At 53.7% G+C, this 13,885-nt stretch carries 12 protein-coding genes; 7 read left to right on the top strand and 5 right to left on the bottom strand.

Annotation, left to right across the window (positions count from 1 at the left end; translation table 11 throughout):
- The first annotated feature begins 6 nt into the window (after window positions 1–6).
- The 4 genes from K1567_RS00760 (at window position 7) to K1567_RS00775 (ending at window position 4,592) form a co-directional block, all read left to right on the top strand.
- Window positions 7–432 carry a cupin domain-containing protein gene (locus tag K1567_RS00760; protein WP_220698007.1) on the top strand — a complete coding sequence of 142 codons (426 nt, stop codon included), beginning with the start codon at window positions 7–9 and terminating at the stop codon, window positions 430–432.
- Window positions 429–1,952 (top strand): acyl CoA:acetate/3-ketoacid CoA transferase, encoded by a 1,524-nt coding sequence (locus tag K1567_RS00765; RefSeq protein WP_220698008.1) that lies wholly within the window; start codon window positions 429–431, stop codon window positions 1,950–1,952. Before K1567_RS00760 ends, K1567_RS00765 begins: the two co-directional genes overlap by 4 nt.
- Window positions 1,953–2,022: 70 nt before the next feature.
- Complete coding sequence (locus K1567_RS00770; RefSeq protein WP_220698009.1) at window positions 2,023–3,576, top strand: FAD/NAD(P)-binding protein; 1,554 nt, start codon at window positions 2,023–2,025, stop codon at window positions 3,574–3,576.
- A 137-nt stretch (window positions 3,577–3,713) separates the two neighbouring features.
- Complete coding sequence (locus K1567_RS00775) at window positions 3,714–4,592, top strand: LysR family transcriptional regulator (RefSeq protein WP_047881871.1); 879 nt, start codon at window positions 3,714–3,716, stop codon at window positions 4,590–4,592.
- Between the two features lie 56 nt (window positions 4,593–4,648).
- Here K1567_RS00775 and K1567_RS00780 read toward each other — a convergent pair whose 3' ends face one another.
- Complete coding sequence (locus K1567_RS00780; protein WP_169903546.1) at window positions 4,649–6,874, bottom strand: NADP-dependent isocitrate dehydrogenase; 2,226 nt, start codon at window positions 6,872–6,874, stop codon at window positions 4,649–4,651.
- Between the two features lie 493 nt (window positions 6,875–7,367).
- On the opposite strand from K1567_RS00780, the gene icd reads away from it, so the two are divergent.
- Window positions 7,368–8,624 (top strand): NADP-dependent isocitrate dehydrogenase, encoded by a 1,257-nt coding sequence (icd, locus tag K1567_RS00785; protein ID WP_034098676.1) that lies wholly within the window; start codon window positions 7,368–7,370, stop codon window positions 8,622–8,624.
- 73 nt (window positions 8,625–8,697) lie between these two features.
- Here the strand turns inward: icd and cspD are convergent, their stop codons facing one another.
- Window positions 8,698–9,003: a cold shock domain-containing protein CspD gene (cspD, locus tag K1567_RS00790; RefSeq protein ID WP_034098674.1), complete on the bottom strand. Its 306-nt coding sequence runs from the start codon at window positions 9,001–9,003 to the stop codon at window positions 8,698–8,700.
- Between the two features lie 224 nt (window positions 9,004–9,227).
- On the opposite strand from cspD, the gene clpS reads away from it, so the two are divergent.
- Both clpS and clpA read left to right on the top strand, forming a co-directional pair.
- Window positions 9,228–9,596: an ATP-dependent Clp protease adapter ClpS gene (clpS, locus tag K1567_RS00795; RefSeq protein WP_010567912.1), complete on the top strand. Its 369-nt coding sequence runs from the start codon at window positions 9,228–9,230 to the stop codon at window positions 9,594–9,596.
- Between the two features lie 29 nt (window positions 9,597–9,625).
- Window positions 9,626–11,896, top strand: a complete 2,271-nt coding sequence (clpA, locus tag K1567_RS00800) for an ATP-dependent Clp protease ATP-binding subunit ClpA (protein ID WP_220698010.1) — start codon at window positions 9,626–9,628, stop codon at window positions 11,894–11,896.
- Window positions 11,897–12,049: 153 nt separating this feature from the next.
- On the opposite strand, the gene infA is transcribed toward clpA, so the two are convergent.
- The 3 genes from infA to aat form a co-directional block, all read right to left on the bottom strand.
- Entirely contained in the window at window positions 12,050–12,268 is a 219-nt protein-coding gene (gene infA / locus K1567_RS00805) for a translation initiation factor IF-1 (RefSeq protein WP_002553999.1), read from the bottom strand.
- A 100-nt stretch (window positions 12,269–12,368) separates the two neighbouring features.
- Entirely contained in the window at window positions 12,369–13,076 is a 708-nt protein-coding gene (locus tag K1567_RS00810) for an arginyltransferase (protein ID WP_034098670.1), read from the bottom strand.
- Window positions 13,077–13,132: 56 nt separating this feature from the next.
- Complete coding sequence (gene aat, locus K1567_RS00815; RefSeq protein WP_034114180.1) at window positions 13,133–13,813, bottom strand: leucyl/phenylalanyl-tRNA--protein transferase; 681 nt, start codon at window positions 13,811–13,813, stop codon at window positions 13,133–13,135.
- Window positions 13,814–13,885: the final 72 nt, after the last annotated feature.

The raw sequence follows: 13,885 nt of genomic DNA on the forward strand, positions 1-13,885 counted from the left end.
ATAACAATGAATAAAAACGAGATAAATAATAAAAATATATTGAGCGATAAAATTTGCCGATCAGGAGGAGGGTTGTATATCGATGGAGTTGATTGTTTAAATTTTGAGCCTTATGAAATTGATGGGCGAAAGGGCGTCTCAATATTTTACCTTTATGATGCGAGGCGCAATGGGGAAGGATCAGTGGCTGCACTGGTGCGTTATGACGGTGGAGCTCTAACGCCCAGGCATATACATCTGGGCTGGGAGTTGGTGCTAGTGGTCGAGGGCGAACTTGTCGATGACAGAGGGCGACATACGATAGGTGCGCTCCAAGTGTACCCTCCTGGCTCTACCCACCAACTTTCGTCTCCTTCAGGATGCACGTTTCTAGTCGTCTGGGAGCAGCCGGTTCAGCCCGTGACGTGTCTGGATGCAGAGGCTGTAGCATGAAAGTTATTAGCGAGCGACGAGCGGCAGAGCTAATTGAAGATGGATGGACAGTTATCCCTGGGGGATTTGGTAGTTGTGGGCATCCTGATGGACTTACTCGAGCAATCGGCGATCGTTACAAGCGAGAGGGGCGGCCTCGTAAACTTAGTCTGCTCTTTGCCTCTGCTGCTGGAGATCTTGAAGAAAGGGGCTTAGACGTTTTGGCCCAGAGTGGGCTGGTGGATAAGGTAATTGGAGGGTTCTGGGGGCTTATTCCACGGCTGGGAAATATGGCGCGCCTAGGAGAGATAGAGGCCCATAATTGGCCGCAGGGGGTCATTAGTCAGCTTTTTCGCGCGATTGCGGCGAAAAAGCCTGGGGTGATTTCGAATATCGGCTTAAATACTTTCGTTGATCCTGATTATGAGGGAGGACGCTTAAATATGCGGGCGGCACGTGCGCTCGTTCAGAAAATTTTTATCAATGATAAGTCAATGCTTTTTTACCCTGCTATTAAGGTCGACTGTGCGTTGTTAAGAGGGACATCTTGTGATCCCTTGGGCAATATTTCGATGGAGCGGGAAGTGTCTCATAGTGACGCTCTAGCGCAGGCAATGGCAGTTAAAAACTGTGGTGGAATAGTGATTGTGCAGGTTGAAAGTTTAGTAGGTTTGCATGATATCGAGCCGCATGACGTCAAAGTCCCCGGACTATTGGTAGATTACGTGACAGTTTCGCGCCCTGGTGAGCATCCTCAAACTTACGGCGTGGCACATGACTCAGCGTTTACACGTCCGGGAGTGCTCACCCCTGGTACAAGGTCGATTTCGTGTGCAGAGAGAGTTATTGCTAGGAGAGCTTTGCAGGAAATTCAGCATCAAAATGCCCGAGTTATCAATCTCGGTATTGGTATACCGGTAGCTATTGCTCAGGCGGCTGAGGAGTTGGGCTGTGCGGAATCGATGAGCTTTACTGTTGAGTCCGGCGTTATAGGTGGCAGGCCAGCAGCTGGGCTGTCATTTGGTGCCAGCTATCGCCCACAGAGTATCATTGAACAGGCGGCTTTGTTTGATTTCTATGAAGGTGGCGGAATTGATGTGGCGTGCTTAGGCTTTGCTGAAATGGATAGCTTTGGCAATGTTAATGTCTCGAAGTTTGGTCAGAAGTTACAAGGTGCAGGTGGATTCATAAATATCTCTCAGTCCGCACGATGTATTATTTTTTGTGGCACTTTCACGGCGGTAGGGTTGGTCGTGAATATAAATAAGGGCCAAATCCGGATAGTTCGGGAAGGTCGTGTAAGTAAATTCGTTCGTCAGGTTTCACATTTAACTTTCAGTGGCGACCATTCTAAGTCGTTAGGTCAGAAAGTCATATATGTAACGGAGCGAGCTGTTTTTGCATTGAGAGATAGGGTTGTTTATCTGGAAGAGGTCGCTCCCGGTATAAGTGTTGAGCGGGATATTATGCCGTTCATAGAGGGTGGGTTTGTAGTTTCAAGCAGCTGTAAGCTTATGTCTGAGGATTTGTTTTTTTTGTAACTGCATAGTGTCTAATTCTTTGAGTGGTTAGGTGTTTTGTGTTCGTAAGAAAATTATGTAGGAGGTTGTTATGTCAGGTGAGGTTATAACGATAATCGGTGGAGGTGCCTCAAGCGTCTCTTTTATTTACGCGTTTTTAAAAGGGCTGGCGAGACATGGATGTCATTCGAATCTATCGATTTTTTTGGTGGATAAGCAATCTCAATGTGGTCGAGGACTTGCGTATTCCGAGGACTGCGGTACAAATATCTTAAACACACGAGCCGAATTCATTTCGCCTTTCCCAGACCAGTCTGGGCATTTCTACAGATGGTTATTGGCTAATCGAGAAATTTGGGAAGATGATTTTCCTGATATTGAGCTATGTCCGCATGCATTTCTACCCCGACCCTTATTTGGGCTATATCTTGCGCACATGCTTCAATGGCTCATTAAAAAAGCTGTAGAACTCGGTTGCCAGTTAATTGCAGTGCATGACGAAGTCGTTAATCTTAGTTTTTCGCATGATGGAAGGGTCGTAGTATCCACAAAGGGAAATCTATCTTTCCCTAGTGATCATGTAGTATTGAGTTGTGGTAATGCGCGCAGTCTGGAACACCGACACCTTGCTGGCGCTGAAGGTTTTTTCTCCAGCCCTTACCCTATCAAACGTCTATGCAGGCTGATTCAAAAGCAGGCGAGTGTTGCAATTGTCGGTTCAAGACTGAGTGCTATCGATGCGGTGATCGGACTTACTGCTAATGGCCATAAAGGGCCCATTACTATGCATTCGCGCACGGGAGCCTTGCCTAGTGTCAGAGGGACTCAGGGGCGTTATAAGCCGTCAATACTAACGCCGGAAACTGTTAGATCTTGTATTTCTCGAGCTGGGGTAGTGCGGCTTGAAGACGTACTTCGTTGGGCGATGCAGGAATTAGCCCTGGAGGGCAAGCCGATTGATGCTGATTGGTCGACAATGTGTTCACAAAGGCCGGCTTTGGAGTTTCTTGAGGCGGAAATAGCTGCTGCCCGTCACCCACGGTTTTGGCAGTCCGTTCTCTATTCCACGAATGCTGTGCTTGATCTAATTTGGCCTGCAATGCCAGATGAGGATAAGAAAAGATTCCTGGGTTATTCAAGTTGGTGGATGGCATACCGTGTTTCAATTCCGATTGAAAATGCTCTAAAAATCAAGTCTTTAGTCGAGTCTGGGCAGCTATCAATCATCAAGGGAGAGCTTCAGTCTATTGAATATAATGGGAGATTTACCTTGAAAGTAGCTAAGCAGTCGAAAAGATATTTCCGCGGTTATGACGCTGTTGTGGTTGCTACAGGTACCCCTCGCGATGTTACTAAGTTTGATAATCTTTTGGTGCAGAATATTATTCAGCAGGGAGTTGGGTGTGTAGACCCATTCGGAGGGTTAAAGGTATCTGCTGAGTCGGGCGGATTGATAAATCAGTCAGGATGTGTGGATGACAGAATCACTGTTCTGGGAGAGCTAACGAGCGGTGCGTTCTTTTTTACTAGTGCTTTAGAGATTAATTCTCGCCATTCGACGCAACGTGCAGAGTATGTTTTGGCTAGATTGTCGCAAACCTCCAATGCGCATTTTTATTCGCTTAAAGCTCAATTGCTGGCATAAGATGACGGAAAAATCTCAAATTAAACATTTTTTGTATTTTTTACTCGTAAATTCAGTTTTTCCCTAGCCGAACAGCTAGTGGCGAGTGAGACGTTGATTTGCCAAAATTGGAATATTTATTTTGGTAGGTGTGCGTCATGAGAGTCAATCTTGATGTTCAGTCTTTGCGAAGCTTTATAAAAGTAAGCGAAACCAAAAGTTTTACGCGCGCAGCCGAAGCTTTAAGCCTCACTCAGCCTGCCATTAGCCAGCAGATCAAGCGATTAGAAGATTTGTTAGGTGTGGAGTTATTTGCAAGGGAAAATCGACAGGTGTTTTTGACGGTGGAAGGAGAGAAACTTTTCGGTTATGCCAAGGATATCGTTGTTTGTAACGATAAAATTGGTAGACTTTTTGAAGTGGTTGAGAAAAGAGAAATAATTGTAATGGGTATGCCAGAGCATTTTTGTGAGGGGGTGCTCCCCAAAATTATTTCCAGCATGGCTGCTCACTTTCCTGCTATACAGCTGGTGGTAAAGGTCGCTAGGTCTGGTTTGCTAAGAGAGGCGGTAAATGAGGGCAAGATCGACCTATGCCTCGTGATAGATGAATTAAAAGAAACACATGAGCATCCTTGGCATACGTTATCGGTAAGGTGGTTTGCTGGTGAAAGCGCTGACTTGATCGATAACGTGCATAACGTTCCTCTCGCTTTGTTCAAGCCGCCCTGCGGGTTTCGTAGTCTGGCGATTCGGAGTCTAGAGGGCTGCGCTATCAAATGGCATTGTGTTTATGAGTCGGAGGATTTGATGTCGCTGAGGTCTGCAGTTCAGGCGGGAATTGGTATTACATTGCTACCTTTTATTGCGCATGTATCGGGTTTAAAAAGTCTAGAAAATTTCTCAAGTTTGCCGAAGTTACCTCAATTTGGAGTGATACCTAAAGAGCGAGCGGGTTGGAATCCTGTGTATAGACGCGAGGTGCTTGAGTTGATTCGCTCAGTATGGATTTCAGAGTATGCCAATATTAAGCAATGACTTAGAAAACACAAACCCCGACACTTGGCCGGGGTTTGTGATGCTGCTTTACAACCTTACTTCAACTTGGCAATCGCCGCGTTGAACGTGTTGCTCGGGCGCATGGCCTTGCTGGTCAGCTCAGGGTTCGGTGCGTAGTAGCCGCCGATGTCCACTGGCTTGCCCTGTACGGCATTGAGCTCGGCGACGATGGTCGCTTCGTTCGCAGCCAGGGTTTTGGCCAGTTCGCCGAACTGTGCTTGCAATGCCGTGTCTTCGGTCTGAGCGGCCAGGGCCTGGGCCCAGTACAGCGCCAGGTAGAAGTGGCTGCCGCGGTTGTCGATGTTGCCGACTTTGCGCGATGGCGACTTGTTGTTGTCCAGGAACTGACCGGTGGCCTGGTCCAGGGTCTTGGATAGTACCAGGGCCTTCGGGTTGTTGTAGGTGACGCCCAGGTGTTCGAGGGACGCGGCCAGGGCCAGGAATTCACCCAGGGAGTCCCAGCGCAGGAAGTTTTCTTCCAGCAATTGCTGTACGTGCTTCGGTGCAGAGCCGCCAGCGCCGGTTTCGAACAGGCCGCCGCCGTTCATCAGCGGCACGATGGACAGCATTTTGGCGCTGGTGCCCAGTTCCATGATTGGGAACAGGTCGGTCAGGTAGTCACGCAGGACGTTGCCGGTCACCGAGATGGTGTCCAGGCCCTTGCGTGTGCGTTCCAGGGTGAACTTCATCGCGTCGACCGGCGACATGATGCGGATGTCCAAACCTTCGGTGTTGTGGTCTTTCAGGTAGGCCTGAACTTTCTCGACCACCACGCCGTCGTGGGCGCGCTTAGGGTCCAGCCAGAAAATGGCCGGGGTGTTGCTGGCGCGGGCGCGGTTGACGGCGAGCTTGACCCAGTCTTGGATCGGCGCGTCTTTGGTCTGGCACATGCGGAAGATGTCGCCAGCTTCGACGCTCTGTTCCATCAGCAGGTTGCCCTTGCTGTCGGTGACGCGGACCACGCCGTCAGCCTTGATCTGGAACGTCTTGTCGTGGGAGCCGTACTCTTCGGCTTTCTTGGCCATCAGGCCAACGTTCGGAACGCTGCCCATGGTGGTTGGGTCGAACGCGCCATTGGCCTTGCAGTCTTCGATGACGGCTTGGTAGATGGTGGCGTAGCAACGATCCGGGATCACAGCCTTGGTGTCGTGCAGTTGGCCGTCGGTGCCCCACATTTTGCCGGAGTCACGGATCATGGCCGGCATCGAAGCGTCGACAATTACGTCGCTCGGCACGTGCAGGTTGGTGATGCCCTTGTCTGAGTTGACCATCGCCAGGGAAGGGCGAGCGGCGTAGACGGCCTGGATGTCGGCTTCGATCTGCGCTTGTTGGTCGGCCGGCAGGGTCTTGATGCGAGCATACAGGTCGCCGATGCCGTTGTTCAGGTTGAAGCCGATCTGTTCCAGCACGGCGGCGTGCTTGGTCAGGGCGTCTTTATAGAACTCGGCAACGATCTGGCCGAACATGATCGGGTCGGAGACCTTCATCATGGTGGCTTTGAGGTGGACCGACAGCAATACGCCTTTTTGCTTGGCGTCTTCGATCTCGGCGGCAATGAACGTACGCAGGGCGTTCTTGCTCAGTACGGCGCTGTCGAGGATTTCGCCAGCCTGAACGGAAGTCTTTTCCTTCAGCACGGTGGCGGTGCCGTCTTTGGCGATCAGCTCGATCTTCACGGTGTCAGCGGCTTCGATTTGTACGGCTTTTTCGCTGCCGTAGAAGTCGCCGTTGCTCATGTGAGCGACGTGGGACTTGGAGTCTGCCGCCCAGGCGCCCATTTTGTGCGGGTGCTTGCGTGCGTAGTTCTTGACCGACAGCGGCGCGCGGCGGTCGGAGTTGCCTTCGCGCAGTACCGGGTTTACGGCGCTGCCTTTGACCTTGTCGTAACGGGCACGGGTTTCTTTTTCCGCGTCGGTGGTTACGGTTTCCGGGTAGTCCGGAAGGGCGTAGCCCTGGGCCTGCAATTCTTTGATCGCCGCCTGCAATTGAGGGGTCGAGGCGCTGATGTTAGGCAGTTTGATGATGTTGGCTTCAGGGGTTACGGCCAGGTCGCCCAGTTCGGCGAGGTGGTCCGGTACGGCCTTGTTACCCAGTTGCTCGGGGAAGCTTGCGAGGATGCGCCCGGCGAGGGAAATGTCGCGAGTTTCCACGGCAATATCAGCGGAAGCGGTGAAGGCCTCTACGATAGGCAGCAGTGAATAGGTGGCGAGGGCTGGAGCTTCGTCGGTGAAGGTGTAGATGATCTTCGAGCGGGTGGGCATATTCGGATTAACTCTCTTCTTTGCTGAAAGCGTGCGCAGAAACTCGAGATGCGCCGGGTGGAGCGCGTTCGTTCAAAGTCATCCATGAGCGAAATATCGAGGTTTCTTCGCGGTGATGTTGGGTTGCATCAGTCGAGCGTCAAGCGGGTGGACTATTGTAATAGTCCTGCTTTCTGGCGGAGGGCCCGGTTCTAGAGCGGTCTGCCGGCGTGACTCTTGGGTCAGCGGCGGCATTATACATAGGTCGCTATGCTTACGCTGAGCCTTCATACAAAAGGTGGGTCGTCCATTGGTCTAAAGGTCGCAGGTACTGGTTTACGCCTAAAGTCTCACGATGTGCTCAAGATTGGCGTTTTTCCCTTTGCTTTCAGGCTTGTAGGCGACAATTTATGCTGTTTTCGATGCAAATGAGCATGGCGCAAGGTTTCGGTCGCCATTTATCTGGAGTAGGCTCGAACGCAGCCAGATGTTCAATCCAACGATGGAGTTCAGCATGGGATACAAGAAGATTCAGGTTCCGGCAGTCGGCGACAAAATCACCGTCAACGCAGACCATTCTCTCAATGTTCCTGACCACCCGATCATCCCGTTCATCGAGGGTGACGGCATTGGCGTCGACATCAGCCCGGTGATGATCAAGGTCGTCGACGCAGCGGTTGCCAAGGCTTACGGCGGCAAGCGCAAGATTTCCTGGATGGAGGTTTATGCCGGCGAGAAAGCGACACAGGTTTACGACCAAGATACCTGGCTGCCTCAGGAAACCCTGGATGCAGTTAAGGACTACGTGGTGTCGATCAAGGGCCCGTTGACTACCCCGGTGGGTGGCGGTATCCGTTCGTTGAACGTTGCCCTGCGTCAGCAACTCGATCTGTATGTGTGCCTGCGCCCTGTGCGTTGGTTCGAAGGCGTGCCCAGCCCGGTGAAAAAGCCTGGCGACGTGGACATGACCATCTTCCGTGAGAACTCCGAAGATATTTACGCCGGTATTGAATGGAAAGCCGGTTCGCCGGAAGCGATCAAAGTGATCAAGTTCCTTAAGGAGGAAATGGGCGTCACTAAGATTCGCTTCGACCAGGACTGCGGGATTGGCGTCAAGCCGGTGTCCAAGGAAGGTACTCAGCGTCTGGCGCGTAAAGCCCTGCAATATGTCGTGGATAACGACCGTGACTCGCTGACCATCGTGCACAAAGGCAACATTATGAAGTTCACCGAAGGTGCCTTCAAAGAATGGGCCTACGAAGTGGCTGCGCAGGAGTTTGGCGCGACTCTGTTGGATGGCGGTCCTTGGATGCAGTTCAAGAACCCGAAAACCGGCAAAAACGTGGTGGTCAAAGATGCGATTGCTGACGCCATGCTCCAGCAGATACTGCTGCGCCCAGCCGAATATGACGTGATCGCGACCCTTAACCTCAACGGTGACTACCTGTCCGATGCCCTCGCGGCGGAGGTGGGTGGGATTGGTATCGCGCCAGGCGCCAACCTGTCCGACACCGTGGCGATGTTCGAAGCCACCCACGGCACAGCGCCCAAATATGCGGGCAAAGATCAGGTCAACCCAGGTTCGCTGATTCTGTCGGCGGAAATGATGTTGCGCCATATGGGCTGGACCGAAGCTGCGGACTTGATCATCAAGGGCACCAACGGGGCGATTTCGGCCAAGACCGTGACCTATGATTTCGAGCGCCTGATGGAGGGCGCGAAGCTGGTGTCGTCGTCAGGCTTTGGTGATGCGTTGATTTCGCATATGTAAGGCAGGCTAAAAAACGGCCATTCTGCAGAACCAGAATGGCCGTTTTTTTTGCAGGCTATTTACCCAAATGTGATCAGGCCAGTTGCTTATTTTGTTTAGAGGGCTGGTCTTTTTTGGGCTGTTTTTCGTGCGTAACGTCGTGGGCCGTCCCAGGCGCTGCCGCGCAGGCCGCACAAATTGCGACGGCATGCAGTCCCTTTGGCCCCTGAATGATCTCGAACTCCACGCTTTGGCCTGCTTTCAGCGTCTTGTAGCCGTCCATGGTGATCGCTGAATAGTGCGCAAAAAGGTCCTCGCTTTTACCTTCTTCATTAATAAAGCCATATCCCTTGGCATTATTGAACCACTTGACCTTGCCTTTGATCTTGACGCCAGACATAACCCATTTCCTTCTGCACCAGACTCCATCACTGGAGTATCATCCAGTTTATCCGTCCTAACCCGAATAAATAAGGTTGACTGCGCGGACCTTTTTTACCCACTGTGGGTTCTATTGGTTGTAACACCGATTTGCCGATAGTCAAGGCGACCAATCGCTCAGCGTTGAAATTCTGACAGGTTGCCCCCACCACTGTATTGAACAACTGACGAACCTTTCTTTCCATGCATGCAATCAGCCAGATTCGACTAACATTCAATCAGGATCGACCGGATCACGAACACGATGACGACGGTTCTGCAGGCATTGCTGTTCAGGAGGCCAAGCCTGCCTTACAGGCGCCGCCGATGTACAAGGTGGTTTTGTTCAACGATGACTACACACCGATGGATTTCGTGGTCGAAGTGCTCGAGGTGTTTTTTAACCTGAACCGCGAGTTGGCGACCAAGGTAATGCTGGCCGTTCATACAGAAGGACGGGCAGTATGTGGAGTGTTTACCCGCGACATCGCCGAGACAAAGGCCATGCAGGTCAACCAGTACGCCAGGGAAAGCCAGCATCCGCTACTCTGTGAAATCGAGAAGGACGGTTAACGCCGACCACTTGGGTATGAGGTGAAGCTATGTTAAACCGCGAGCTCGAAGTCACCCTCAATCTTGCCTTCAAGGAGGCTCGCTCGAAGCGTCATGAATTCATGACCGTCGAGCACCTGCTGCTGGCACTTTTGGATAACGAAGCTGCCGCCACCGTTCTGCGTGCGTGCGGCGCCAATCTCGATAAGCTCAAGCATGATCTGCAGGAGTTTATCGACTCCACCACGCCACTGATCCCCGTGCATGACGAGGACCGTGAAACCCAGCCTACCCTGGGCTTTCAGCGGGTATTGCAGCGTGCTGTGTTCCACGTACAGAGCTCCGGTAAGCGCGAAGTCACAGGGGCCAATGTGCTCGTGGCGATCTTCAGCGAACAGGAAAGTCAGGCTGTGTTTCTGCTCAAGCAGCAGAGCGTTGCCCGTATTGATGTCGTCAACTACATCGCCCACGGTATCTCCAAAGTGCCAGGGCACGGCGATCATTCCGAGGGTGAGCAGGATATGCAGGACGACGAGGGCGGTGAGTCTTCTTCTTCGGGCAATCCACTGGATGCCTATGCCAGCAACCTCAACGAACTGGCGCGCCAGGGGCGGATCGATCCGCTGGTGGGGCGTGAGCTTGAGGTCGAGCGGGTAGCGCAGATCCTCGCGCGCCGTCGCAAGAACAACCCCTTGCTGGTCGGCGAGGCAGGTGTGGGCAAGACTGCGATAGCCGAAGGTCTGGCCAAGCGTATTGTCGACAACCAAGTGCCGGATCTGCTGGCCAATAGTGTTGTGTACTCACTCGACTTGGGTGCGTTGCTTGCCGGTACCAAATACCGCGGCGACTTTGAGAAGCGCTTCAAGGCATTGCTGGGCGAGCTGAAAAAACGTCCCCAGGCGATTCTGTTTATTGACGAAATCCACACCATCATCGGAGCCGGTGCGGCTTCCGGCGGGGTCATGGATGCTTCCAATTTACTCAAGCCGTTGCTGTCGTCAGGTGATATCCGCTGCATCGGTTCGACCACGTTCCAGGAATTTCGCGGAATCTTCGAAAAAGACCGCGCCTTGGCGCGCCGCTTCCAGAAGGTCGATGTGTCCGAGCCGTCGGTGGAAGACACCATCGGCATCCTGCGCGGGCTGAAAGGGCGTTTCGAATCGCACCATGGCATCGAGTACACCGACGAGGCGCTGCGTTCTGCTGCGGAGCTGGCATCGCGCTACATCAATGATCGACACATGCCGGATAAGGCGATCGATGTGATTGATGAGGCGGGCGCTTACCAGCGTCTCCAGCCGGTCGAGAAGCGTGTCAAGCGCATCGACGTGCCGCAGGTTGAAGATATCGTGGCCAAGATTGCGCGGATTCCGCCGAAGCACGTCACCAGCTCCGACAAAGAGCTGCTGCGTAACCTGGAGCGTGATCTCAAGCTGACCGTGTTCGGCCAGGATGCGGCCATCGACTCGTTGTCCACCGCGATCAAGTTGTCGCGTGCGGGCCTCAAGTCGCCGGACAAGCCTGTCGGTTCGTTCCTGTTCGCTGGTCCTACCGGCGTTGGTAAGACCGAGGCGGCGCGGCAGTTGGCCAAGGCCATGGGGATCGAGTTGGTGCGCTTCGACATGTCCGAGTACATGGAGCGGCATACCGTGTCGCGTTTGATCGGTGCGCCTCCAGGCTATGTCGGCTTCGATCAGGGCGGTCTGCTGACCGAGGCGATCACCAAGCAGCCTCACTGCGTATTGTTGCTCGATGAAATCGAGAAGGCTCACCCGGAAGTCTTCAACCTGCTGCTGCAGGTTATGGACCACGGGACCCTCACCGATAACAACGGGCGCAAGGCGGATTTCCGCAATGTGATCGTGATCATGACCACCAACGCCGGTGCCGAAACGGCTGCGCGGGCCTCGATTGGCTTCAGTCATCAGGATCACTCTTCCGATGCGATGGAAGTGATCAAGAAGAGCTTTACGCCGGAGTTCCGCAACCGTTTGGACACCATTATCCAGTTTGGTCGCCTCAGCCAAGAGGTTATCAAGAGCGTGGTGGACAAGTTCCTTACCGAGCTTCAGGCGCAGTTGGAAGACAAGCGCGTGCAGTTGGAGGTAACGGACGCCGCACGCAGCTGGCTGGCAGAGGGTGGTTACGACGCGGCAATGGGCGCTCGTCCGATGGCGCGCCTGATCCAGGACAAGATCAAGCGGCCGCTGGCCGAAGAGATCCTGTTCGGCGAGTTGGCGGACCACGGCGGCGTGGTGCATATCGATCTGAAGGACGGCGAGTTGACCTTCGACTTCGAAACCACTGCGGAAATGGCCTGATCGTTCCGTAACCATGCAAGAGGCGCCGAAAGGCGCCTTTTTGCTGTCTGGAAAAGTAATTGCAAGAGCAATTAATTCCAGTGTGGGAGGTGTCAGCAAAATCCCGGGCACACAAAAACGCCCGGCATAACCGGGCGTTTTGTATTGACTTGCTTAGCGAGCGCGGTAAGTGATGCGCCCTTTGCTCAAGTCATAGGGCGTCAGCTCGACGCGCACTTTGTCACCGGTAAGAATACGAATGTAGTTCTTGCGCATCTTGCCGGAGATATGCGCGGTTACGACGTGCCCATTTTCCAACTCCACACGAAACATGGTGTTGGGCAGGGTGTCGACGACAGTGCCTTCCATTTCGAAGCTGTCTTCTTTCGACATGCAGTAAAGCCCTCGGTATCCAGTGAATGGCCCGGTGCAACTGCGCCAGGCAAAAGCGGCGTGCATTGTGCCCGAAAAAGGGTGTTTAAGCCAAGGGGTTCTAGTTAAGCGTGACCCATCTTTGATTAATCAGTAGCTCAATGGGCCGATATTGGGTCTTGTAGTTCATCTTTTTGCAGTTTTTGATCCAGTAGCCGAGGTACACCGCCTCCAGTTCCAAGCGCAGTGCTTCGCCAATCTGCCAGAGGATCGCAAACCGTCCCAGGCTGCGCCGTTCCTCGCCCGGCTCGTAGAAGGTGTACACCGCCGACAAGCCGTTAGGCAGCAGATCGGTCACCGCCACTGCCATCAGTTGCCCGTGTGCACGAAACTCATAGAATCGCGAGAACGGCAGATCGCGCACCAGAAAGGTCGAAAACTGGTCGCGACTGGGCGGGAACATATCGCCGTCGGCGTGGCGCTGTTCGATGTAGCGCTGGTAAAGATCGAAATACTCTTCGGTGAAGCGTGGCTTGGATGAGGTTACCGTCAGATCGGCGTTGCGCTTGAGGATGCGCTTTTGATTGCGGTCCGGCGTGAATTGCGCAACCGGGATGCGGGCCGGGACGCAGGCATTGCAGTTCTGGCAGTGAGGCCGGTACAGATGGTCGCCGCTGCGTCGAAAGCCCATTTCCGATAAGTCGGCGTACACATGCACGTCCATGGGCTGGCTGGGATCGAGGAACAGCGTAGTAGCCTGCTCGTCGGGCAGATAGCTGCAAGAGTGAGCTTGAGTGGCATAAAACTTCAAGCGCGCCAGCTCGGTCATGATCAACCCTCGAAATAAGCTTTGAAATAAGTGTAAGCCAGGTCGGCGCAAGCCGCTTAATAAACCCAGGGTCCGGTGTTGGGTCGGTCCAAGTGCTCACGCAGAAAGCCCGCGAACTCATGGCGCGGGATGGCGCGGGCGCCCAAGCTGTGCAAATGGTCGTTGGGCATCTGGCAGTCGATCAGCACGTACCCCCAAGCCTGCAACTGGCGGGTGAGGGTGGCGAAACCGAATTTCGAGGCGTTATCGGCGCGGCTGAACATGGATTCGCCAAAGAACAGCTGGCCCATTGCTAGCCCGTATAGGCCGCCGACCAGGGTGTCGCCGTCCCACACCTCCACCGAGTGGGCATAGCCACGTTTGTGCAGTTCCACATAGGCACGCTGGATGCCTTCGGTGATCCAGGTGCTGTCGGCGTAAGCTCGTGGTGCGGCGCACGCTTGGATGACGGCGGCGAAGTCCTGGTCGAAGGTCACGGTATAGCGCTGCTGGCGCAACAGTTTGGCAAGACTGCGGGATACGTGCAGCTCATCGGGGAATATCACAGTACGCGGGTCCGGTGACCACCACAAAATGGGCTGGCCCTCGGAGAACCACGGGAAACAGCCATGACGATAGGCTTCAACCAGGCGCTCGGCCGATAGGTCGCCACCGGCGGCGAGCAGGCCATTGGGCTCGCGCATGGCCTTGGTCAGCGGCGGGAAGGTCAGTGAGTCGCGTTGTAGCCAGGTCAGCATGGGCATCCAGGTTTGCGGAAGGGGAGGGGAGTGACGGGCTTGGCGCCTGCCTCGGACAAGCTGATTATTGTC

It is taken from the genome of Pseudomonas sp. S5F11, from assembly GCF_019641515.1.
Lineage (GTDB): Bacteria > Pseudomonadota > Gammaproteobacteria > Pseudomonadales > Pseudomonadaceae > Aquipseudomonas > Aquipseudomonas rhodesiae.

Coding starts and splice junctions, on each gene's coding strand:
- icd (WP_034098676.1), top strand. CDS start 7,368: ATGGGATACAAGAAGATTCAGGTTCCGGCAGTCGGCGACAAAATCACC.
- K1567_RS00780 (WP_169903546.1), bottom strand. CDS start 6,874: ATGCCCACCCGCTCGAAGATCATCTACACCTTCACCGACGAAGCTCCA.
- K1567_RS00765 (WP_220698008.1), top strand. CDS start 429: ATGAAAGTTATTAGCGAGCGACGAGCGGCAGAGCTAATTGAAGATGGA.
- aat (WP_034114180.1), bottom strand. CDS start 13,813: ATGCTGACCTGGCTACAACGCGACTCACTGACCTTCCCGCCGCTGACC.
- K1567_RS00760 (WP_220698007.1), top strand. CDS start 7: ATGAATAAAAACGAGATAAATAATAAAAATATATTGAGCGATAAAATT.
- K1567_RS00775 (WP_047881871.1), top strand. CDS start 3,714: ATGAGAGTCAATCTTGATGTTCAGTCTTTGCGAAGCTTTATAAAAGTA.
- K1567_RS00810 (WP_034098670.1), bottom strand. CDS start 13,076: ATGACCGAGCTGGCGCGCTTGAAGTTTTATGCCACTCAAGCTCACTCT.
- K1567_RS00770 (WP_220698009.1), top strand. CDS start 2,023: ATGTCAGGTGAGGTTATAACGATAATCGGTGGAGGTGCCTCAAGCGTC.
- cspD (WP_034098674.1), bottom strand. CDS start 9,003: ATGTCTGGCGTCAAGATCAAAGGCAAGGTCAAGTGGTTCAATAATGCC.
- clpS (WP_010567912.1), top strand. CDS start 9,228: ATGCATGCAATCAGCCAGATTCGACTAACATTCAATCAGGATCGACCG.
- clpA (WP_220698010.1), top strand. CDS start 9,626: ATGTTAAACCGCGAGCTCGAAGTCACCCTCAATCTTGCCTTCAAGGAG.
- infA (WP_002553999.1), bottom strand. CDS start 12,268: ATGTCGAAAGAAGACAGCTTCGAAATGGAAGGCACTGTCGTCGACACC.